The organism is Streptomyces sp. NPDC056128, assembly GCF_042263835.1.
Lineage (GTDB): Bacteria > Actinomycetota > Actinomycetes > Streptomycetales > Streptomycetaceae > Streptomyces.
This window is the reverse complement of record NZ_JBHJVQ010000017.1, coordinates 86,339-105,351: the sequence shown is the minus strand read 5'-3', so window position 1 is coordinate 105,351 and position 19,013 is coordinate 86,339. Positions and strand designations below refer to the sequence as shown.

Below are 19,013 nucleotides of genomic sequence, written 5' to 3'. Positions count from 1 at the left end.
AACCCCCCCCCCCCCGCCAACCCCGTTAGATTAACGACCGGGGGGCTCGTAGATGTGATAAAGACCCTGGTCGTCCGACGAGAGCGGGGCCCCCCGGCCGGGGTCACCCTCTCTCGTCGTACGGGGTGGCCGTCAGACACCCCTGCGCGGGGCCGGTGGCAGCGCCGCCGGGACGTGCTGGGTCCCGACCCGCTGCCACACCGACTGCTGGCCGACGCGGGCGCTCTGGGCCCCCGCGCTGTAGGCGCTGTACGAGCCTCTGCCGCGCGGGATGCTCCGGAAGGCGGTGAACCCCAGCTCCTCCTCACCGCTGCGATCGCCCGGCAGCGATCGGAAGGACCTGACGTACTCGGCGTAGAGCGCGTCGTAGATCGGCGTGGTCGAGGGGCCGCCATGGCGGTGGAAGGCGTCGTATGCGTACACGTATGTCCAAACGACCTCACGCGGGAAGGGATGCGGCCCAGGTGGCGGCCGCCCGGCACCCGCGTGAATCTCCGGTCAGGTTCCCGCCAGCGGCAGCGCCGCCGCGACCAGCTGTCCGCCCGCCGCTGCCTTGTCCAGCGCGTCCCGCAGCAGGTCCTCGCGCGGCTGCCGGCCGATCGAGCCCACGGGCGCCGCGAACATCAGTACCTGCTGGTGCTTGTTGGCCGCCGTGCGCCAGCCCTCGGTGACCTGGAGGGGCTGGTGCGCCTGCCACCAGGCCACCGGCCGGCCGCCGTCCGTGCCGGGCTGCAGCACCGCGTGCAGCTGACCCATCGCGAGCAGCACCGACCAGCCGTGCAGCACGGAGGGCGTGGAGGCCAGCTCGGTGACCGGCATGAAGCCCTGTTCGATCAGCAGCGGCAGGAAGTCGTCCCCGGCGCCGGCCGTCCCGGGCCGCGCGATCGGCGCGGTCGGCTCCACCACGAGGGCCGGGTGCAGCTCCCCGGCGATCAGGACCAGACCGCTGGTCACGCCGAGCACCGCCTGCTCGGGGGCCTGCTCGGGCGGGGCGGGCCGCTGCTGCTCGGGCCGGGCGGCCTGGTCGGCGTTGATGGACCGCACGGCGCCCTGGAGCTGCGCCTCGGTGACCTTGACGACCTGCGAGGGCAGGCAGCCGGCGTGGGCGAAGGCGAGGACCGCGGTCTCGTCGCCGATGAAGAGAACGGTGCTGGTGCGCTCCTGCTCGCAGTCGCCCGGGGTGCGACAGGACGTGCAGTCGTAGCTGCCCGGGGCGGACTCCCCGGCGAGCAGGCGGTCGGCTTCTTCGTCGCCGATCTCGGCGCGTACGTCGTCGCTGACGTCGAGCATGCGCGGCACGGGGGCTCCCTCGGGATGCGGTGCGTGACCGGACCGGGTGGCTCCTGGTCCGTGGTCCGGGCGGGTCCCCGGCTCATGCAAAGACAACGGGTGATCTGTGGCGGGAGTCACGCCCCATGGCCAACGGAATCGAACCGTGCGACGCGCGTGATCGTCTCCCGGCCACCTTCGCGGGGATGCACCCAAGTGACCTGCGGTGGAAGGGGGTTGAGCCCGGACGCGGACCGTGATCGTCGTCGCCGCAAGTCGACAAATCAGGAAATCAGTGAATGAATTGGGTGACTGGAAAAGGCCGTGGTCCCGGCCGATACTCCGGTCGTGACCACATCGCAATCGGACACGAACAACCAGAAGGCAGGGTTCCGGGTCTAACCGGACGATGAGAAGCCCAGGGAGGAACCGCATCGCATGACGACGCCGAACCCACCGGCCGCTCCGCTGCGCGCCGACTGCGTCGGCGACTCCGCGGGCGGCCTGACCTTCGACGTCGCCGCGCGCGGGAACACCGGGGCGGCCCTGCTCATCCTGCGCCGCCGCGACACCGACGCCGAGGAGACGGTCAGCCTGCCGCTGGCGCCGGCCGCCGAGGGCCTGCTGCGCGCCGCGCTGCCCAGCAGCGTCTCCCTGCCCGAGGGCCGCTGGGACGCCTACGCCGCCCTGTCCGACGGCGAGCCCAGGCGCCTGGTGCCCGGCGTCACCGACCTGCGCTCCCTCGCCGCCCGCATCCCCGGCGGGCTGCTCGGCCACGTCGCCGTCCGCATCCCGTACGCCACCCGCCAGGGCAACCTCACCGTCCGCAGCTGGCTGCGCGCCCCGCACGCGGAGACGGCGGAGCTGGGGCTGGTGAACGGCGGCCTGGCCGTGCGCGGGCGGGTGTACGGCACTCAGCTGACCTCCGGCGCCCACGCCGAGCTGCGGGCCAGGACCGCCGCCGACGGGGACGAGGAGGGCGTACGGCGGGTGGACGTCGTCACCGAGCGGACCGACTTCGGCTTCACCGTGCGCTACGACACCCTGGCGCCGGGCGACTGGGACCTGTGGCTGCGGCCCGCCGGTGAGTCCGGCCCGGTCGTGCGCCTGGCGCGGCTGCTGGACGACGTCGCCGACAAGCACCCGGTCCTCACCTATCCCCGCGCGCGGGTGCTCACCGCGGCCGGCCCCGTGGCGGCCGGGCCGTACTACACGGACGACAACGACCTGTCGCTCTCCGTCGTCCCGCTGGAGTCCTGACCCTCGCGGACAGAACCTGTCCTCGACCGCTGGCAGACTCGGCGCCATGCTCGAGACCTCGGCACGACTGCTGCGCCTGCTCTCCCTTCTCCAGGCCCACCGCGAGTGGTCCGGCACCGACCTGGCCGACACGGCTCGGTGTCTCCCCGCGCACCGTGCGCCGGGACGTGGACCGGCTGCGCGAGCTGGGCTACCCGGTCAACGCCAGCCCCGGCACCGGTGGCGGCTACCAGCTGGGCGCGGGCGCCGAGCTGCCGCCGCTGCTGCTGGACGACGACGAGGCGGTCGCCGTCGCCGTCGGTCTGCGCGCGGCCGCCGGGCAGGGCGTCGAGGGCATCGGCGAGACCTCCGTCCGGGCCCTCGCCAAGCTGGAGCAGGTGCTGCCGAACCGGCTGCGCCGTCGCGTGGGCGCCCTCACCGCCTTCACCGTGCCGATGCTGCGGGACCCCGCGTCGGCGGCCGTCGACCCGGCCGTCCTGACCGAGCTGGCCCATCTGTGCCGGGACGGCGAGCGGCTGCGCTTTGGCTACCGGGGCCACGACGGCGGGGAGAGCCGCCGCACCGTCGAGCCGTACCGGCTGGTCTGCTCCGAGCGTCGCTGGTACCTGGTCGCCTTCGACCTCGACCGCGCGGACTGGCGCACCTTCCGGGCCGACCGGATCACGCCCAGGCCGCCGCACGGCCCCCGCTTCGTCCCGCGCGAGCCGCCCGCCGAGGACCTGGCCGCCTATGTCTCCGAGGGCGTCTCCACGCGCGCGTACGCCACGCACGCCACCGTGCGGCTGTTCGTGCCCCTGGCGGAGGCCGCCGAGCGGATCTCGCCCACGGCGGGAGTCCTGGAGGCGGAGGGCCCGGCCAGCTGCCTGCTGCGCACCGGCGCCGGGAGCCTGGAGGTGATGGTGGTGCACGTGATGCTGCTCGGCTTCGACTTCGAGGTGCTGGAGCCGGCCGCGCTGACGGAGGCGATGCGGGCGGCGCGCGACCGGCTCGACCGGGCCCTGGCCCGGCCCCGGCAGCCTCGGGGAGATGGGGAGAACCTGTGAGCGATGGGTGTCTTTCCTGTGTCCCGCGTTCGGTCCGCGTAAGCGATTTCGAAGTCGCCCGCACGTTCGTTCGGGGATGTTCGGGTGCGGAATGCGGACCGGCCCGGGGGCGTATTGCGGGCCAATTTCGTCCGCCTATTCGACGGTCCGCGGCGACACGCGGTAATTCACCTCACCCGTCCGCGAAAGGCGTACAGAACCGTCCGTCCGTGTGACGGAGTTCCCGCAAAACGCGCCCCGTGATCCTGTGACAGAAATGTGACCGTAGGTGCATCCGCGCCCCGTGTTACCGGCCTGGGCTTCCCCGGTCCGGGGGCAGGGCATAGCGTGGCCGCATGGCACCGATTCCGACACCCCCGGCCGAACCCCAGGACAGCCCGGACGGCTACGTCGGCCTCGATTCCGACGAGGCCGAGCGGCTGGCGCGCGAGCGTGGCTGGTCGACGGTGCGGTCCCTGGCGCCGGGCACGATCATCACCATGGAGTACCGCGTGGGCCGCCTCAACTTCGAGGTGAAGGACGGCCGCGTGGCCCGGTCCTGGAAGGGCTGAGGCGCGCTCAGCCGCCCGACAGGGGGCGTGCGGCCGGGGCCGTGTTGCGCGGGTGCCGGTCGGCGTGCGGTGGCCGTCGGCTGCCCGCGGGGGTCACCGGCGTACGGTCCGAGCGCGCCGTGTGCGGGCCCGGAGCCAGATGCGCCGGGGCGCGGGTGGTGCGGGGCGAGGCCACCGGCTCGCGGGACGGCGCGTCCTCCCGGCCGGGCACCGGCGGGGTGAGGACCACGGGCGGGCCGGCCGGCCGACTCGTGGCGTCCTCGCTGCCGCGGCGGGCGTACCAGCGGTCGCGCAGGCCGAGGATCCAGGCCTCGGCGCGGGTGATCAGCGGTTCGAACCAGGGCAGCGCCAGCAGGATCAGCAGTCCGGCCGCCCAGCCGAGGAGCACGTCGCTCAGCCAGTGCGTACCGAGGTAGACGGTGGACATGCCCACCCCGAGCGAGGTGACCGCCATCAGGGCCGACAGCCAGCGCCGCGCCCTCGGCGTCGAGGCCAGGTAGGCCAGGATGCCCCAGGTCACGACGGCGTTCGCGGTGTGACCGCTCGGAAATATATCGCCGCCGAGCCACATCTCGTTGGAGCCGATCGTGGTCGCGTAGTGCGGTCCCAGCCGGCCCATGCCGTACTTGGCGGCACCGACCGTGACGTTCAGCAGGAGCAGGGAGACGCCGAGCGCGAGCAGCGGGCGCAGGGTGTGCTGCCGCCAGGAGCGCCAGCCCAGCCAGGCCGCGACCATCACGGCGGTGGGGCCGCGCTGGCCCAGTACGACGTAGTAGTCGACGAAGGCGTGGATCTCCGGCCACTGCTGGTAGGGCCGGAAGAACATGACCTGCCAGTCGAGCCGGACCAGCCACGAGCTGATCAGCACGGCCCACACGATCGCGAGGTAGAACGCGAGGGTTCCGGCGAACAGCGCGATCCTGTGCCGGCTCATCTCCGGCACGGCCAGGAGCGCCGGTCGTTCCGGCTCCCGGTCCAGTCTCGCGAACACCCGGTCCAGACGGGTGAGCTTCCGTTCGGTACGCACCCGATCGACGTTACAGCGAGTGAGGAGTGATCCCAGCCGAATCAACGGGTTTGTGATGACGATGTGATGTGGGATTCCTCTCAGGCGACGCTCTATTTCCGGCGAATGCGCAATCCCCGCCGGCCGTGGACTTCAATTCCTTTGATCGGTCCGGTCGGCGGTTTTATCGTGCTTATGAATTAGTTAACCGAATGCTGGTACGGAATTCTCCCGGCGGCCACCGGGCGCCCGCGGCCGGTCAGGGCGGTCCTGACCCGTTCAGCCAGAACGCCCCGTACACCGCCGACACCACCGCGAGGGCCCCCACGACAAGCGCTGACCTGGGCGTTCGCAGCTTGGCCAGGGCCACGGCGAGGGGCAGCAGCAGGGGAAAGGCGGGCAGCAGCAGCCGGGGCTTGGATCCGAAGTAGCTCGACGCGCACAGGGCGAGCACCACGACGAGGCCCGCGTACACCAGCAGCGCGAGCGGCTGGCGCCGCCGTACGCACACCACGTACAGCCAGACCAGCAGCGCGACCCCGACGATCAGTCCCACGCCCGCCAGGGCCCCCGGGAACGACGTGAACTTCCCGGCGACGAAGCGGGCGAAGGCCGCGCCCCCGTCGAAGCCGTTGCGCCAGCCGGCCTGCACGTCGAGATAGCCGAGCGGGCCCCCGCCGGTGCGGTGACCGACCCACAGCACGTAACCGGCGGCGCCCAGAGGTGCGAGGAGCATGCCGAGCACGCGCCGTGCGCCCTCGCCGGGGGCGCGCCCCGGCCGGTGGGCGCCGTCCGGGACGGCGTCGCTCCGGCTTCGCACGAATGCCGCGACCGCGGCCACCCACACCGCCGCCGTCACCGCGAGCCCCACCGGGCGGGTCAGCCCCGCCAGCGCGGCCAGCGTCCCCGCCGTCACCCAGCGCCCGGTCAGCACCGCGTACAGCGACCAGGCGGCCAGCGCCGTGAACAGGGACTCGCTGTACGCCATCGACTGCACGACCGCGACCGGCAGCACCGCCCACAGCAGCACGGCGCAGACGCCGGCGCGGCGGCCGTAGAGGTGCTCCGCCACCGCGAAGATCCCCCAGGCCGCGGCGAGCGAGGCGAGCAGGCTCACGACGAACCCGGCATCCGCGTACGACAGGGGCGTCACCGCCGCCCCGAGCCGCTCCAGCCACGGCAGCAGCGGGAAGAACGCCAGGTTGGAATGGACGTCCCCGTTGGGCAGCCGCACCTCGTAGCCGTACCCCAGCTCGGCGACCCTCGTGTACCAGAGGGAGTCCCAGCGGGCCGTCAGCAGCGTGTACGCGCTCTTGTCGCGGGCGGCGCTCCACAGGGCCAGGGCGAGCAGGCCGAGGGCGCGTACGGCCGCGTAGCCCAGGAGCGCCGGGGCGGCCCGGCGCAGGGCACCGGGGCGGTCCGCCGCGCGCGTGTCAAGATCGGTCACGGGCTCGATTATCGGCCGGGCGGGGCGGCGGCCCGTCGGCCGGGGCGGGCGGAACCGCGGCCGCGGTGGCACATGCCGCACAGGTCACGCGGGATGTGTGAGGCCCGCCACATGTGCGGTGCGCGCTCTCGCGTAATCTGGCCAGTCACTCGCGTTCCGTTGCACGGCCCGGAGACCTCCGCTCCTCTCCGGCGACCCGCAGGGGAGTCCCCACCCCGCGCAGCCCGCCGGACGCGAGGGAACATGGAGGTACGTACATGTCCGGTACGACCACGGCCGCTGTCGAGCTGCGCCGTCGGGCTGCCGGGGCCGGTGCCAACCGCTGGGTGGTCCTGGTCGTCCTCTGCGTCAGCCTGCTGCTCGTCGCCGTGGACGCCACGGTCCTCCACGTGGCGGTCCCCGCCGTCACCGAGGACCTCAGGCCCGGTGCGATCGAGCTGCTCTGGATCGTCGACATCTATCCGCTGGTCTGCGCCTCGCTGCTGATCCTCTTCGGCACGCTGGGTGACCGGGTGGGCCGCAGACGGGTCCTCCTGCTCGGCTACGCGCTCTTCGGCGTCGCCTCCGCGCTGGCGGCCCTCGCCGACAACGCCCAGGTCCTGATCATGGCCCGCGCGCTGCTCGGTGTCGGCGGCGCGATGATCATGCCCGCGACGCTGTCGATCCTGCGCCAGGTCTTTCCCGACCGGCGGGAGCGGGCGCTGGCCATCGGCATCTGGAGCGCGGTGGCCGCGGTGGGCGCGGCGGTCGGGCCGCTGCTCGGCGGGTTCCTCCTGGAGCACTTCTGGTGGGGCTCGGTCTTCCTCGTCAACATCCCGCTGATGCTGGTCAGCCTGCCGGTGGGGCGGCTGCTGCTGCCCGAGTCGAAGGGCGACGGGCGCGGGCCCTGGGACGTGGTCGGCGCGCTGATGGCGGCGGCCGGTCTCTTCGGGGTCGTCCTGGGCGTGAAGCGGCTGGGCGGCGGCGAACCGGTGGCGAGCCTGTTCACCGTGGTGCCGCTGGTGCTGGGCGCGGCCCTGCTGGTCGGGTTCGTACGGCGGCAGCGGCGGCGTACGCACCCGCTGGTGGACCTGGAGATGTTCCGGCGGCCGGCCTTCAGTACGTCGGTGGGGTGCATCGTGCTGGCCATGCTGGCGCTGGTGGGCCTGGAGCTGATCGCGGCGCAGTACCTGCAGCTGGTGCTCGGGCTGTCGCCGCTGGAGACCGGGCTGCGGCTGCTGCCGCTGACCTTCGCGGCGATGGCGGCGGGGCTGGCGGGCGCGCGGATGCTGCGGCGGTTCGGGCCGCGGCGGATGGTGTGCGCGGGGTTCTGTCTGACGGCCTTCGCGGTGGTGCTGCTGACGGCACTGGGGCGGAGCGACAACTGTGCGCTGATGCTGTCCGGGTTCGTGCTGCTCGGGTTCGGTCTGGAGACGACGCTGTTCGGGGCGTACGAGTCGATGCTGAGTGAGGCGCCGCAGGAGCAGGCGGGTGGGGCGGCGGCGATCGGCGAGACGTCGTACCAGCTCGGGGCCGGGATCGGGATCGCGCTGCTGGGGAGTGTGATGAACGCGGCGTACGGGCCCGGGGTGGCGGGGGGTGTGCCCGGGGTGCCGTCGTCGGCGTCTTCGGCGGCGGGGCATTCGTTGGGGGAGGCGTACGAGGTTGCCGCGCAGCTGGGGGGGCCTGCGGGGGTTGCGCTGCGGCGGGCCGCGGGGGATGCGTTTGTGCACGGGCTGCATGTGACGTTGGTGGTGAGTGCGGGGTTGTTGTTGCTGGGGGCGGTGATGGCGTTGCGGTTGCCGCGGGTGATGCAGTGCGAGGAGTCGGTGTCGGTGCCCGCGCCGCGGGACGCGGTGGAGTCACGCGTCTCGGTGTGACCGCGGACCGTCTCCCACCCACGCACCACCCGTTCACCGCTAAGAGAGGGGTGGACGTCGCCAGTGGGGGTGTGGCGTCGTCGGCGGCTTGCGGTGGGTGGTTCGTGCTTACCCGCAGCCGCCGATGGTGGTGCACCGCCACGGGCGACGTTCGCCTCTCGGTCGACGGTGAACGGGTGGTGCGTGGGTGGGAGGCAGGGTGGACGTGCGCCACACTGCCGCGTAACGTCGGCGTCGAGCCGTAACTAGCACTGCTAGTTTTATCGTCCCGGAGGGTGTCCCATGGCCTCGTCCCCCAAGTTGCCCGCCTTCGACCCCGTCGACCCCCTCGGCATCGACGACCTCCTGGACCCGGAGGACCTGGCGATCCGGGACACCGTGCGGGACTGGGCCGCCGACCGCGTGCTGCCGTACGTCGCCGACTGGTACGAGCAGGGCGAGCTGCCCGGCATCCGGGACCTCGCCCGCGAACTCGGCGCCATCGGCGCACTCGGCATGTCGCTGGAGGGCTACGGCTGCGCCGGCGCCACCGCCGTGCAGTACGGCCTCGCCTGCCTGGAGCTGGAGGCGGCCGACTCCGGCATCCGCTCCCTGGTCTCCGTGCAGGGCTCCCTCGCCATGTACGCCATCCACCGCTTCGGCAGCGAGGAGCAGAAGCAGGCATGGCTGCCGCGCATGGCCGCCGGTGACGTCATCGGGTGCTTCGGGCTGACCGAGCCCGACCACGGGTCCGACCCGGCCAACATGCGCACCCACGCCAAGCGGGACGGCGGCAGAGACTGGATCCTCAACGGCCGCAAGATGTGGATCACCAACGGGTCGGTGGCCGGCGTGGCCGTCGTCTGGGCGCAGACCGAGGACGGCATCCGGGGATTCGTGGTGCCGACCGACAGCCCCGGCTTCTCCGCCCCCGAGATCAAGCACAAGTGGTCCCTGCGGGCCAGCGTCACCAGCGAGCTGGTCCTGGACGACGTACGGCTGCCGGCCGACGCCGTACTGCCGGAGGCCACCGGGCTGCGCGGACCGCTCGGCTGTCTCACCCACGCCCGCTACGGCATCGTCTGGGGTTCGATGGGCGCGGCCCGCAGCTCCTTCGAGGCGGCCGTGGAGTACGCGAAGTCGCGGGAGCAGTTCGGGCGGCCCATCGGCGGCTTCCAGCTGACCCAGGCCAAGCTCGCCGACATGGCGGTCGAACTGCACAAGGGGATCCTGCTCGCCCACCACCTCGGGCGCCGCATGGACGCCGGCCGCCTGCGTCCCGAGCAGGTCAGCTTCGGCAAGCTCAACAACGTGCGCGAGGCCATCGACATCTGCCGCACGGCCCGCACGATCCTCGGCGCCAACGGGATCTCCCTCGAATACCCCGTCATGCGGCACGCGACGAACCTGGAATCGGTGCTCACCTACGAGGGCACCGTCGAGATGCACCAGCTGGTGCTGGGCAAGGCGCTCACCGGACTCGACGCCTTCCGGTAGGACGGGTCAGGTCCCGGGGGAGTCCGGCGTGGGGCGGGCGGGGCCGTGGTGAACGGCCCCGCCTCAGCTCTGGTTGAAGAAACCGTCGGAACGGTGCGCGGCGGGCTCGCCGCTGATGACCTGGGTGTCGGCCGGGCTGAGCAGGAAGACCCGGGTGGAGACCCGCTCGATCGAACCGCGCAGGCCGAAGATGAGCCCGGCGGCGAAGTCGACGACGCGCTTGGCGTCGGTCGCCTCCATGGCCGTCAGGTTCATGATGACCGGGACCCCTTCCCGGAACAGTTCGCCGATGGACCGTGCGTCCCGGAAGCTGTCCGGGGTGACGGTCGCGATGCGGCGGCCCTTCTCCTCGGCCACGTCCGAGGCCACCTTCACCCGCGGGTCCGTGACCCAGGCGTCCCCGGACTCGGTGCCCTCGGAGTAGTCGTCGTCGTAGTAACGCTCGTCATCGTTGTCGTCGACGAGGCCGAGCCACGCACTCGCCTTGCGTACCGATCCCATGGACGCCTCCTCTCACAGCGGTCTTTCGTGCTTCCGCATCCCTATGGTCATCCATGATGCGGACGTCGCGCCAAGTGGATAGACGCCGCCCGGGGGGTTTGTGACGGTACTGGTGCACAGCGAATCCGTCGAGAGTCCTTGTGTCCCAAGGGTCGTTTCCCAAACGGCTGCTGACTGTGAGTGAAATATGATTCTTCGCGGCGGACGGGTGAGACGGGGTGCGTACGGGTGAACGGGGCGCTCGGTACGATGCCGCAGCTCAGCGTCGTACCAACCACGGGGGAGCGTCGTGTTCGGAATAGTCAGGCCGTGCAGGCACCGGCTCGGAGAGAGCCTCACGAGCCAGTGGATGGCGCATTTGTGCGGGTTGTGTCTCGCTCTGCGCAAGGACCACGGACAGTTCGCGCGGATCGTGACGAACTATGACGGGCTGCTCATATCGGTTTTGACGGAGGCTCAGGCCGGGAGCGGTGGCGCGGGGGCCGGGCGGCGCACCGCCGGGCCCTGTCCGCTGCGCGGGATGCGTACCGCGTCCGTCGCGCACGGCGAGGGCGCCCGGCTCGCGGCGGCCGTCTCACTGGTGCTGGCCTCGGCCAAGGTGCGCGACCATGTCGCCGACGGGGACGGCCTGCTGGCGCGCCGTCCGGTGGCCCTCGCCGCCCGCCGGGTCGCCACCGGCTGGGACGCGGCGGGAGCGCGCGGCGGCAGTGCCGTCGGGTTCGACACCGCCGTCCTGGTCGACGCCGTGGACCGGCAGGGCGGCATCGAGGCGCTCGCCGGGCCCGGCACACCGCTGCTCACGGTCACCGAGCCGACCGAGACCGCCACCGCCGCCGCCTTCGCACACACCGCGCACCTCGCCGGCCGCCCGCACAACGCCGAGCCGCTCGCCGAGGCCGGGCGCCTCTTCGGCCGGCTCGCCCATCTCCTGGACGCCGTGGAGGACCGGGAGGCCGACGCCGCGTCCGGCGCCTGGAACCCGCTCACCGCGACCGGGACCCCGCTCACCGAGGCCCGGCGGCTCGCCGACGACGCGGTGCGCGGGGTGCGGCTCGCCCTGCGCGAGGCGGAGTTCGGCGACGGGCGGCTGGTGCACCGGCTGCTCGTGCACGAGTTGGGCAACTCCGTAGACCGCGCGTTCGGCACCGTGTCGTGCGCCCACGGCGGCCATCCGTACGCCCCTCCCGGCACCCCGGGCGCGCCCGGTGATCCCGGTGGGCCGACGCCCCCGGAGCCGCCCCGGCGCGACCGGCGGGGGCTGCTCGCGGGGTGCGCCGTGTGGGTCGGGCTGGCCTGTACGTGCCAGCTGTGCTGCGGCACCTACCACGACCCGTGGAGCAGGGAGCGCAAGGAGGGCTCGTGCACCAACTGCGACTGCAGCGGGTGCGACGGGTGCTGCAGCTGCTGCGACTGCTGCAGCAACTGCTGTGACGGCGACGGGTGCGGGTGCGACGGGTGCGACTGCGGGTGCAGCTGCTGAGTGTGGCGAGAGGGAGGGGCATGCGTGTGTGAAGGCGGGAGACGGAACGTCAGACCCGGGCAGGGGGTCGGCTCAACAGGAACAGGACCACACTCGACCGAAGTCGATGTGGGAGCGCGTGACCAGCCACTGCTGTGGATGCATGGGCCAAGTGGAACAGGCATCCGGTTCCGCGTCAACGAATTGAGACGTGCGGCTCACAGTGTGGACGCACGCGGGGACGCTCTTGACAGCCGACCGAAACACCGCCGTACTCTCGGCGGACGGTCCTGCTGAGGGGCTCGGCCGTGTGAAGGCACCACCCACCGTGTCCGACTGACTCGATGTCACGGAGCCTTCGCATGTCCTCCTCCCGCGGCCCCCGGCGGCTGCATCTGGCCGCCGCCCTAGACCGGCGGTCGGTGTACGACGCCGACGAGTACCTGGCGGCGGCGCGCCTCGCCGAACGCGGCACGCTCGACTTCGTGACGCTGGACGACGGCCTCGCCCGCCCCGGCCCCGACGCGTCGGCCGTCCTGGCCCGGGTGGCGCCCGCCACGCGGCGCGTCGGCCTGGTCCCCACCCTCACCACCACCCACACCGAGCCCTTCCACGTCCAGGCCGCCGTGGCGACCCTCGACTGGGTCAGCCGCGGCCGGGCCGGCTGGCGGATCGAGGTGTCCACCACCGAGGGCGAGGCCCGCCTCTTCGGCCGGCGGCAGGCCGCGCCCGCCGACGCGCTGTGGCAGGAGGCCGGCGAGGTCGCCGACGTGGCGGCCCGCCTGTGGGACAGCAGGCAGGACGACGCCGAGATCCTGAACGTGGCCACCGGCCGCTTCGTCGACCGGGACAAGCTGCACCACGTCGACTTCACCGGCTCCGCCTTCTCGGTCCGGGGCCCCTCGCTCGTGCCGCGGCCCCCGCAGGGACACCCCGTGCGCGTGGTGGACGCCACCGGCGGGCCGGCCCGCGCGGTCGCCGCCCGGTACGCCGACGTGGCCCTCGTCCGCACCGCTGACCCCGGTCGGGCCGCCGCCGCGCGGGCCGAACTGCGGGCGTCCGCGGCGGCGTACGGCCGGGACCCCGACGGCCTGCGGGTCCTCGCGGCCCTGGACATCGACCTCGGGTCCGGCGAGTACGCGGCCGACCCCGGCCACGGCGGAGGCGGCCCCCGGCCCACACCGCGCGGCCCGCTCTACCGCGGCGGCCCCGTCGACCTGGCCGAACTCATCGCCGCCTGGCACCGGGACGGCACCGTGGACGGCTTCCACCTGAGGCCGGTCGAGCCGCGCCGCGACCTGGAGCGCCTCGTCAACGGCACCGTGTCCCTGCTCCGGCACCGGGGACTGTTCCGCACCTTCTACCCGGGCGGCACGCTCCGGGACCACCTGGGCCTGGCCCGGCCCGCCAACCAGTACGCCGTCGCGCGGGGAGCGTCATGACCGGACCCAAGAGGATGCACCTGGCCGCGCACTTCCCGGGCGCCGGCCACACGACCGTCCGGGCCGATCCGCGCTCGGGCCCGCAGCTCGAGTTCGCCTCCTTCGAACACCTCGCCCGCACCGCCGAGCGCGGCCTGTTCGACTTCTTCCTCCTCGCGGAGGAGCCGCGGCCGGGCGAGCACGAGGGCCGCGTCCCCGACCCCGACGTGGTCGGCCGCCCCGAGTCCCTGACCGTACTGAACGCCCTCGCCGCCGTCACCGAGCGCCTCGGGCTGGCCGCCACCGCCACCGCCACCTTCAACGAGCCCTTCGAACTCGCCCGCCGGCTCGCCACCCTGGACCACCTCAGCGGCGGCCGGGCGGCCTGGCACGTGGTGACCTCCTCCGACGCCTCCACCGGCGAGAACTTCCGGCGCCGCGGCCACCTCGACCGGTCCGAGCGGTACGTCCGCGCCACCGAGTTCGTGGCCACCGCGCGGGAACTGTGGGACTCCTGGACCCCCGACGGCACCCCCCGCCCCTTCGCCCACCACGGGCGGCACTTCGACATCGCGGGCGAGTTCACCCTGCCCCGCTCCCCGCAGGGGCACCCGGTGGTGATCCAGGCGGGCGGCTCCGAGGAGGGCCGGGAGTTCGCCGCGTCCTCGGCCGACGTGGTCCTCGCGCGGCACGGCACCCTGGAGGCCTGCCGCGCCTTCTATGCCGATGTGAAGCGGCGCCTGGCGGCGTACGGCCGCGACCCGGACGACCTCAAGATCATGTCCGGTGTCACCGTGGTCCTCGGCGACACCGCCGCCGGGGCCCGCACCCCCGAGCACGTCGCCGCCGAACTGACGGAGTTCGTGGCGCGGGACGCCGCCGACGGCTTCGTCCTCGTACCGCACCCGGCCCCGGGCGGGCTGGACGCGTTCGTGGACCGGGTGGTCCCGTTGCTGCAGGAGCGCGGCGCGTTCCGTACCGCGTACGAGGGCGCCACCCTCCGTTCCCACCTCGGTCTGGGCGAACCGGTATGGAAGGGTTGATCCCATGACGACGGACGCATCCGACGAGTGGAAGCGGTGGCACGAACACCGCGTGGCGACGGTGTCGGCACCCTACGGGCCGCTCGCCCTCACCGGCACGCACTGGCTGGCGGACTATCCGGACGGGCAACTTCCGGACATCCCCGGGCGGTGGACGGCGGACGGCGACGCGGTGCTGCTGACGGCCACGGGTGCCGATGGGCTCACCGTGGACGGGCGGCCCCTCGACGGCGAGGTGCGGCTCACCGCCGACGCCGGGCCGGCCGGTGAGGCCCGGGTGGCGCTCGGGGAGCGGCGGCTGGTCGTGCTGGTCCGCGAGGGCCTGTGGGGCGTGCGTGACTTCGACCCGGCGGCCGGTCCGCGGCGGGCGTTCCGCTCCATCGCGGCCACTCCGTACGATCCGCGCTGGTCGGTGCCGGGGCGTTTCACGCCGTACGAGACCGGGCGGCGCAGTGTGCGGGTGCCGAACGCGGACGGCAGGGAGCGCGGCCTGGCCCTCGGCGGGGAGCTGGCCTTCGCCCTGGGCGGGCGGGAGCACACGCTCCAGGTGAGCGTCGAGGACGACGGTTCGCTGTGGGCGGTCTTCGCCGACGGCACCAGCGGAAGCACCAGTTACCGCTTCCGGTTCCTGCGCCCGGCCGCGCCGGACGCCGAGGGCCGTACGACGGTCGACCTCAACCGCGCGCTGCTGCCGCCGTGCGCGTTCGCCGACCACTTCGTCTGTCCCTTCCCGCCGCCGGGGAACACGCTGGTGGTCCGCGTCGAGGCCGGAGAGCGGGAACTGCGCTGAGGTTCAGCGGGGGTTGGTAAAGATCGTTCAAAGATCAACGGCCGAAAGGCACCCTTGCGCCGACCGGTCGTTCGGCCGAATACTCCAACCTCAGCGCTTGTCAGGGGCACGACGCATCCGGAACCCGGAGGTCCGCCCATGGCTGCGCCTCACGGGCCCAACCCCACACGAGGGCCCCCGACTTCCCATGTGGAGGAACGAAAAGTGAGGATCAAGCGCACTACCCCCCGCAGCGGCATCACGAGACGGACTCGGCTGATCGCCGTATCCACCGGCCTCGTGGCCGCGGCCGCCGTCGCGATCCCCAGCGCGACCGCGGCACCCGCCCCGGCCACCTTCAGCGCCGCCGAACTCAGCAGTGCCAGCGGCGCGGTGCTCAAGGCCGACGTCCCGGGCACCGCCTGGGCCGTCGACAGTAAGTCCGGCCGGGTGCTGCTCACCGTCGACAGCACCGTCTCCCAGGCCGAGATCGCGAAGATCAAGGAGCAGGCGGGCGACAAGGCCGGCGCGCTCACGGTCAAGCGCACACCCGGCACGTTCAACAAGCTCATCCAGGGCGGCGACGCCATCTACGCCAGCAGCTGGCGCTGCTCCCTCGGCTTCAACGTCCGGGCGAGCAACGGCACCGAGTACTTCCTGACCGCCGGTCACTGCACCGACGGCGCCGGCGCCTGGCGCTCCAGCTCCGGAGGCACCGTCATCGGACAGACGGCGGGCTCCAGCTTCCCGGGCAACGACTACGGCATCGTGCGGTACACGGGGTCCGTCAGCCGGCCCGGCACCGCGAACGGCGTGGACATCACCCGCGCGGCCACCCCGAGCGTGGGCACCACCGTCATCCGTGACGGCTCCACCACCGGCACCCACAGCGGCCGGGTCACCGCCCTGAACGCCACCGTCAACTACGGCGGCGGTGACGTCGTCGGCGGCCTGATCCAGACCACGGTCTGCGCCGAGCCCGGCGACTCCGGCGGTTCGCTCTACGGCAGCAACGGCACCGCGTACGGTCTGACCTCCGGCGGCAGCGGCAACTGCCGCTCCGGCGGTACGACGTTCTTCCAGCCGGTCACCGAGGCCCTGAGCGCCTACGGCGTCAGCGTCTACTAGTCCGGCCCGGTCGGCAGCACAACGAGCCCCCGTACACCAACCGGTGTGCGGGGGCTCTTCCGTGCCCCGGTCCGGAGGTCTCCGCGCGACCACCGCGTGTAGATGCACACCCGACGGCCGGAAGGCAAGGGGTGGTTTTCAGACAGGGTGGGGCCGGTTCGGCCGGTCTTCGGTTACTCGCCCGTAGCGTTTGCTGGTGCGTTCGCTCCGTGAATCCTGCTGGAAGGGACATGAATGGTGAAGGTCGTGTGACCACGCTGGAGTTGTCGTGCGCACGTCCTGAAGTCGACCTTGTGTGCTCCCTGTGGAATCGGAAGAGTTAGCGCTCGTCAACCAGCCTTCCGGTTCGCGAGGTCCCCACAACCTCCCGGGCCGACCCCCCACAGGAGGACATGAGTTGAAGCACCGACGGATACCCAGGCGACGGGCCGCAGTCGTAGGCGCGGGCATCACCGCACTGGTCGCGGCGGGAGTCACCTTCCAGAGTGCGAACGCCAGTGAGGCGCCGCAGTCCGCCGCCCCCGAGACTCTCTCGGTCACGGCGGCCGGAAAGCTCGCCTCCACGCTCCTCGGCGACCTCGGCACCGACGCCGCGGGCACGTACTACGACGCACAGGCGAAGAGCCTCGTGGTCAACGTGCTCGACAAGGCCGCCGCGCAGACCGTCGAGGAGGCCGGCGCCAAGGCGAGAGTCGTCGAGAACTCGCTCGCCGAGCTGAAGAGCGCGCGCACCACCCTCACCGAGGACGCGGCCATCCCGGGCACGTCCTGGGCGACCGACCCGACCACCAACAAGGTCGTCGTCACCGCGGACCGCACGGTCTCCAAGGCCGAGCTGACCAAGCTGACCAAGGTGGTCGACGGGCTCGGCGCCAAGGCCGAACTCAAGCGCACCAAGGGTGAGTACAAGCCCTTCATCGCGGGCGGCGACGCCATCACCGACGGCAGCGGGCGCTGCTCGCTCGGCTTCAACGTCACCAAGGGCGGCGAGCCGCACTTCCTGACCGCCGGGCACTGCACCGAGGGCATCACCAGCTGGCAGGACTCCTCCGGCACCCAGCTCGGCGAGAACGTGACGTCCAGCTTCCCGGACAACGACTACGGCCTGGTCAAGTACAGCGGCGACGTGGACCACCCGAGCGAGGTCAACCTCTACAACGGCTCCACCCAGGCCATCTCGGGCGCCGCCGACGCCACCGTCGGCATGGAGGTGACCCGCAGCGGCTCCACCACCCAGGTGCACTCCGGCAAGGTCACCGGCCTCGACGCCACCGTCAACTACGGCAACGGCGACATCGTCAACGGCCTGATCCAGACCGACGTCTGCGCCGAGCCCGGCGACAGCGGCGGCTCGCTCTTCTCGGGCGACAAGGCGGTCGGCCTCACCTCCGGCGGCAGCGGCGACTGCACCTCCGGCGGCGAGACCTTCTTCCAGCCGGTGACGGAGGCCCTGTCGGCCACCGGTACGCAGATCGGCTGAGCACGAGCGGTACGCAGCACGCAGGAGTCCCGTCCCTTGTGGGGCGGGACTTCCGCGTGTGTGCTTCCGCGCGTGCGTGCGTGCGAGGGCCGTGGGTCAGCCGGCCTGCGTGGGCAGCTCCGGCTCCCGGCGTTCGCGGCGCAGTACGGACGCCAGCATCGCGATCACCGTCCCCGCGACCGCCCACGCCCACAGCACCAGCAGGGACTCGGTCACGTCGTTCGCCTTGAAGTACGCGATCGAACGCGCCGCCCAGGTGCCCGCGCCGGGCGGCAGCGCCGGTCCGATCGCCTGCCAGAACGGGGGCAGCATCGGCAGCGGGAAGGCCCCGCCCGCGCTCGGGTTGCCCGCGACCACCACCAGCAGGATCGCCAGCCCGATCCCGACGATCCCGAAGACCCCCTGGAGGGCGAGCGTGGCCGCGCCCACCGCGAAGGTGATCAGCGCGCCGAGCCCCCACAGGTCCACCACACTGCCGGGCAGCGCGCCCAGGATCGGCCCGACGATCACCGCGCCGCCGAGTCCGCCGGCGATCGACACCAGCGCCATCACGATCAGCCGGATCCCCGCGCGGCGCGGGTTGGCCGGCCGGGCGCCGGTGCTGATCGCCAGGATCGAGGCGCACAGATAGCCGCCGACGCACCAGCCCACGACCAGGTAGAACGACGACAGCCCGTCGAAGTCCTGGGCCGAGGCAGGGGCTACGTCGACGGTGCGCACCGCGCGGTCCTGGCTCCGCTCCACCTCGGCGACCAGCCCCTCCAGGGTGGTGGCGAGGACGGTGCCGCCGCCGGAGGCGACCAGCAGGGTGTCGGTGCGGCCGGAGTCCTCGACGACCAGGGCGCCGTCGATGTCCCGGTTCTCGATCTGCTTGCGGGCGCTCGCCGCGTCGGCCACCGTCCGCGGGTCCAGCGGCGACCCGGGCAGCCCCTCCAGCGCGCGCACCGTCCGGTCGGCGACCGCCGGGGGTGCGACCACCCCGAAGGGCACGTCCCTCGGCTTCGGGTCGTGCAGCGCACCCACGTAGGAGGCGATGAAGAGCAGCTGGAGCGCGATCACGCCGAGCACGAGCAGGGTGGCCCGCGGGGTGACGGCGTCCTTCACCTCGGAGAGGAAGGAGCTGCTTCGCGTGCCGGGGTCGCCCGGTGTGTGTGACATGTCCTCACGGTCCGGGCCTGAGGGTGTTTGCGCAGGTGGGACGGGGCCGAACGGATGTCGCACACACATTCGAAAATTGGTCTATGGTGGGGGTGAGGTAGTTGGGAACAGACGTTCGATAAGCGTAGGGCTCAGGGCGTCGG

At 72.6% G+C, this 19,013-nt stretch carries 16 protein-coding genes and 1 pseudogene; 11 read left to right on the top strand and 6 right to left on the bottom strand.

Annotated elements, in window-relative coordinates; genetic code table 11:
• Window positions 1-132: 132 nt before the first annotated feature.
• Complete coding sequence (locus ACFC1X_RS26855) at window positions 133-423, bottom strand: hypothetical protein (RefSeq protein ID WP_376357804.1); 291 nt, start codon at window positions 421-423, stop codon at window positions 133-135.
• 75 nt (window positions 424-498) lie between these two features.
• Window positions 499-1,299: a hypothetical protein gene (locus ACFC1X_RS26850; RefSeq protein ID WP_376357801.1), complete on the bottom strand. Its 801-nt coding sequence runs from the start codon at window positions 1,297-1,299 to the stop codon at window positions 499-501.
• Between the two features lie 408 nt (window positions 1,300-1,707).
• Between ACFC1X_RS26850 and ACFC1X_RS26845 the strand changes: the two genes are divergently transcribed.
• The 3 genes and pseudogenes from ACFC1X_RS26845 (at window position 1,708) to ACFC1X_RS26835 (ending at window position 4,123) form a co-directional block, all read left to right on the top strand.
• Window positions 1,708-2,529: a hypothetical protein gene (locus tag ACFC1X_RS26845; protein WP_376357798.1), complete on the top strand. Its 822-nt coding sequence runs from the start codon at window positions 1,708-1,710 to the stop codon at window positions 2,527-2,529.
• Window positions 2,530-2,575: 46 nt separating this feature from the next.
• Window positions 2,576-3,572, top strand: a pseudogene (locus ACFC1X_RS26840) (helix-turn-helix transcriptional regulator).
• A 335-nt stretch (window positions 3,573-3,907) separates the two neighbouring features.
• Entirely contained in the window at window positions 3,908-4,123 is a 216-nt protein-coding gene (locus ACFC1X_RS26835) for an I78 family peptidase inhibitor (RefSeq protein WP_161327356.1), read from the top strand.
• 7 nt (window positions 4,124-4,130) lie between these two features.
• Here ACFC1X_RS26835 and ACFC1X_RS26830 read toward each other — a convergent pair whose 3' ends face one another.
• The gene (locus tag ACFC1X_RS26830) at window positions 4,131-5,150 is read right to left on the bottom strand and encodes a phosphatase PAP2 family protein (RefSeq protein WP_376357794.1); all 1,020 of its coding nucleotides are present in this window, start codon (window positions 5,148-5,150) and stop codon (window positions 4,131-4,133) included.
• 238 nt (window positions 5,151-5,388) lie between these two features.
• On the bottom strand, window positions 5,389-6,576 hold the full coding sequence (locus ACFC1X_RS26825; RefSeq protein ID WP_376357792.1) for a glycosyltransferase family 39 protein: 1,188 nt from the start codon (window positions 6,574-6,576) through the stop codon (window positions 5,389-5,391).
• Window positions 6,577-6,833: 257 nt separating this feature from the next.
• On the opposite strand from ACFC1X_RS26825, the gene ACFC1X_RS26820 reads away from it, so the two are divergent.
• Window positions 6,834-8,435 carry an MFS transporter gene (locus ACFC1X_RS26820; RefSeq protein ID WP_376357789.1) on the top strand — a complete coding sequence of 534 codons (1,602 nt, stop codon included), beginning with the start codon at window positions 6,834-6,836 and terminating at the stop codon, window positions 8,433-8,435.
• A 282-nt stretch (window positions 8,436-8,717) separates the two neighbouring features.
• On the top strand, window positions 8,718-9,911 hold the full coding sequence (locus ACFC1X_RS26815; protein WP_376357786.1) for an acyl-CoA dehydrogenase family protein: 1,194 nt from the start codon (window positions 8,718-8,720) through the stop codon (window positions 9,909-9,911).
• Between the two features lie 63 nt (window positions 9,912-9,974).
• Here ACFC1X_RS26815 and ACFC1X_RS26810 read toward each other — a convergent pair whose 3' ends face one another.
• Window positions 9,975-10,412, bottom strand: coding sequence for a cell division protein SepF (locus tag ACFC1X_RS26810; RefSeq protein WP_122617409.1), 438 nt, complete (start codon window positions 10,410-10,412; stop codon window positions 9,975-9,977).
• A 289-nt stretch (window positions 10,413-10,701) separates the two neighbouring features.
• On the opposite strand from ACFC1X_RS26810, the gene ACFC1X_RS26805 reads away from it, so the two are divergent.
• From ACFC1X_RS26805 to ACFC1X_RS26780, 6 genes are all read left to right on the top strand, one after another.
• Window positions 10,702-11,892 carry a DUF5685 family protein gene (locus tag ACFC1X_RS26805; RefSeq protein ID WP_376357783.1) on the top strand — a complete coding sequence of 397 codons (1,191 nt, stop codon included), beginning with the start codon at window positions 10,702-10,704 and terminating at the stop codon, window positions 11,890-11,892.
• A 341-nt stretch (window positions 11,893-12,233) separates the two neighbouring features.
• Window positions 12,234-13,313: an LLM class flavin-dependent oxidoreductase gene (locus ACFC1X_RS26800; protein WP_376357780.1), complete on the top strand. Its 1,080-nt coding sequence runs from the start codon at window positions 12,234-12,236 to the stop codon at window positions 13,311-13,313.
• Complete coding sequence (locus tag ACFC1X_RS26795; RefSeq protein WP_376357777.1) at window positions 13,310-14,335, top strand: LLM class flavin-dependent oxidoreductase; 1,026 nt, start codon at window positions 13,310-13,312, stop codon at window positions 14,333-14,335. The genes ACFC1X_RS26800 and ACFC1X_RS26795 overlap by 4 nt, the downstream gene beginning before the upstream one ends.
• A gap of 4 nt (window positions 14,336-14,339) precedes the next feature.
• Window positions 14,340-15,125 (top strand): DUF1684 domain-containing protein, encoded by a 786-nt coding sequence (locus tag ACFC1X_RS26790; protein WP_376357774.1) that lies wholly within the window; start codon window positions 14,340-14,342, stop codon window positions 15,123-15,125.
• A 204-nt stretch (window positions 15,126-15,329) separates the two neighbouring features.
• Window positions 15,330-16,232, top strand: a complete 903-nt coding sequence (locus ACFC1X_RS26785; RefSeq protein WP_376357771.1) for a S1 family peptidase — start codon at window positions 15,330-15,332, stop codon at window positions 16,230-16,232.
• Between the two features lie 397 nt (window positions 16,233-16,629).
• Entirely contained in the window at window positions 16,630-17,712 is a 1,083-nt protein-coding gene (locus tag ACFC1X_RS26780; RefSeq protein WP_376357768.1) for a S1 family peptidase, read from the top strand.
• Between the two features lie 96 nt (window positions 17,713-17,808).
• Here the strand turns inward: ACFC1X_RS26780 and ACFC1X_RS26775 are convergent, their stop codons facing one another.
• Window positions 17,809-18,870, bottom strand: coding sequence for a DUF3533 domain-containing protein (locus tag ACFC1X_RS26775; RefSeq protein WP_376357763.1), 1,062 nt, complete (start codon window positions 18,868-18,870; stop codon window positions 17,809-17,811).
• Window positions 18,871-19,013: the final 143 nt, after the last annotated feature.

What these genes read in the sequence shown, in the direction of transcription:
- ACFC1X_RS26845 (WP_376357798.1), top strand. Translation starts at nt 1,708, where the DNA reads ATGACGACGCCGAACCCACCGGCCGCTCCGCTGCGCGCCGACTGCGTC.
- ACFC1X_RS26835 (WP_161327356.1), top strand. Translation starts at nt 3,908, where the DNA reads ATGGCACCGATTCCGACACCCCCGGCCGAACCCCAGGACAGCCCGGAC.
- ACFC1X_RS26820 (WP_376357789.1), top strand. Translation starts at nt 6,834, where the DNA reads ATGTCCGGTACGACCACGGCCGCTGTCGAGCTGCGCCGTCGGGCTGCC.
- ACFC1X_RS26815 (WP_376357786.1), top strand. Translation starts at nt 8,718, where the DNA reads ATGGCCTCGTCCCCCAAGTTGCCCGCCTTCGACCCCGTCGACCCCCTC.
- ACFC1X_RS26810 (WP_122617409.1), bottom strand. Translation starts at nt 10,412, where the DNA reads ATGGGATCGGTACGCAAGGCGAGTGCGTGGCTCGGCCTCGTCGACGAC.
- ACFC1X_RS26800 (WP_376357780.1), top strand. Translation starts at nt 12,234, where the DNA reads ATGTCCTCCTCCCGCGGCCCCCGGCGGCTGCATCTGGCCGCCGCCCTA.
- ACFC1X_RS26795 (WP_376357777.1), top strand. Translation starts at nt 13,310, where the DNA reads ATGACCGGACCCAAGAGGATGCACCTGGCCGCGCACTTCCCGGGCGCC.
- ACFC1X_RS26790 (WP_376357774.1), top strand. Translation starts at nt 14,340, where the DNA reads ATGACGACGGACGCATCCGACGAGTGGAAGCGGTGGCACGAACACCGC.
- ACFC1X_RS26775 (WP_376357763.1), bottom strand. Translation starts at nt 18,870, where the DNA reads ATGTCACACACACCGGGCGACCCCGGCACGCGAAGCAGCTCCTTCCTC.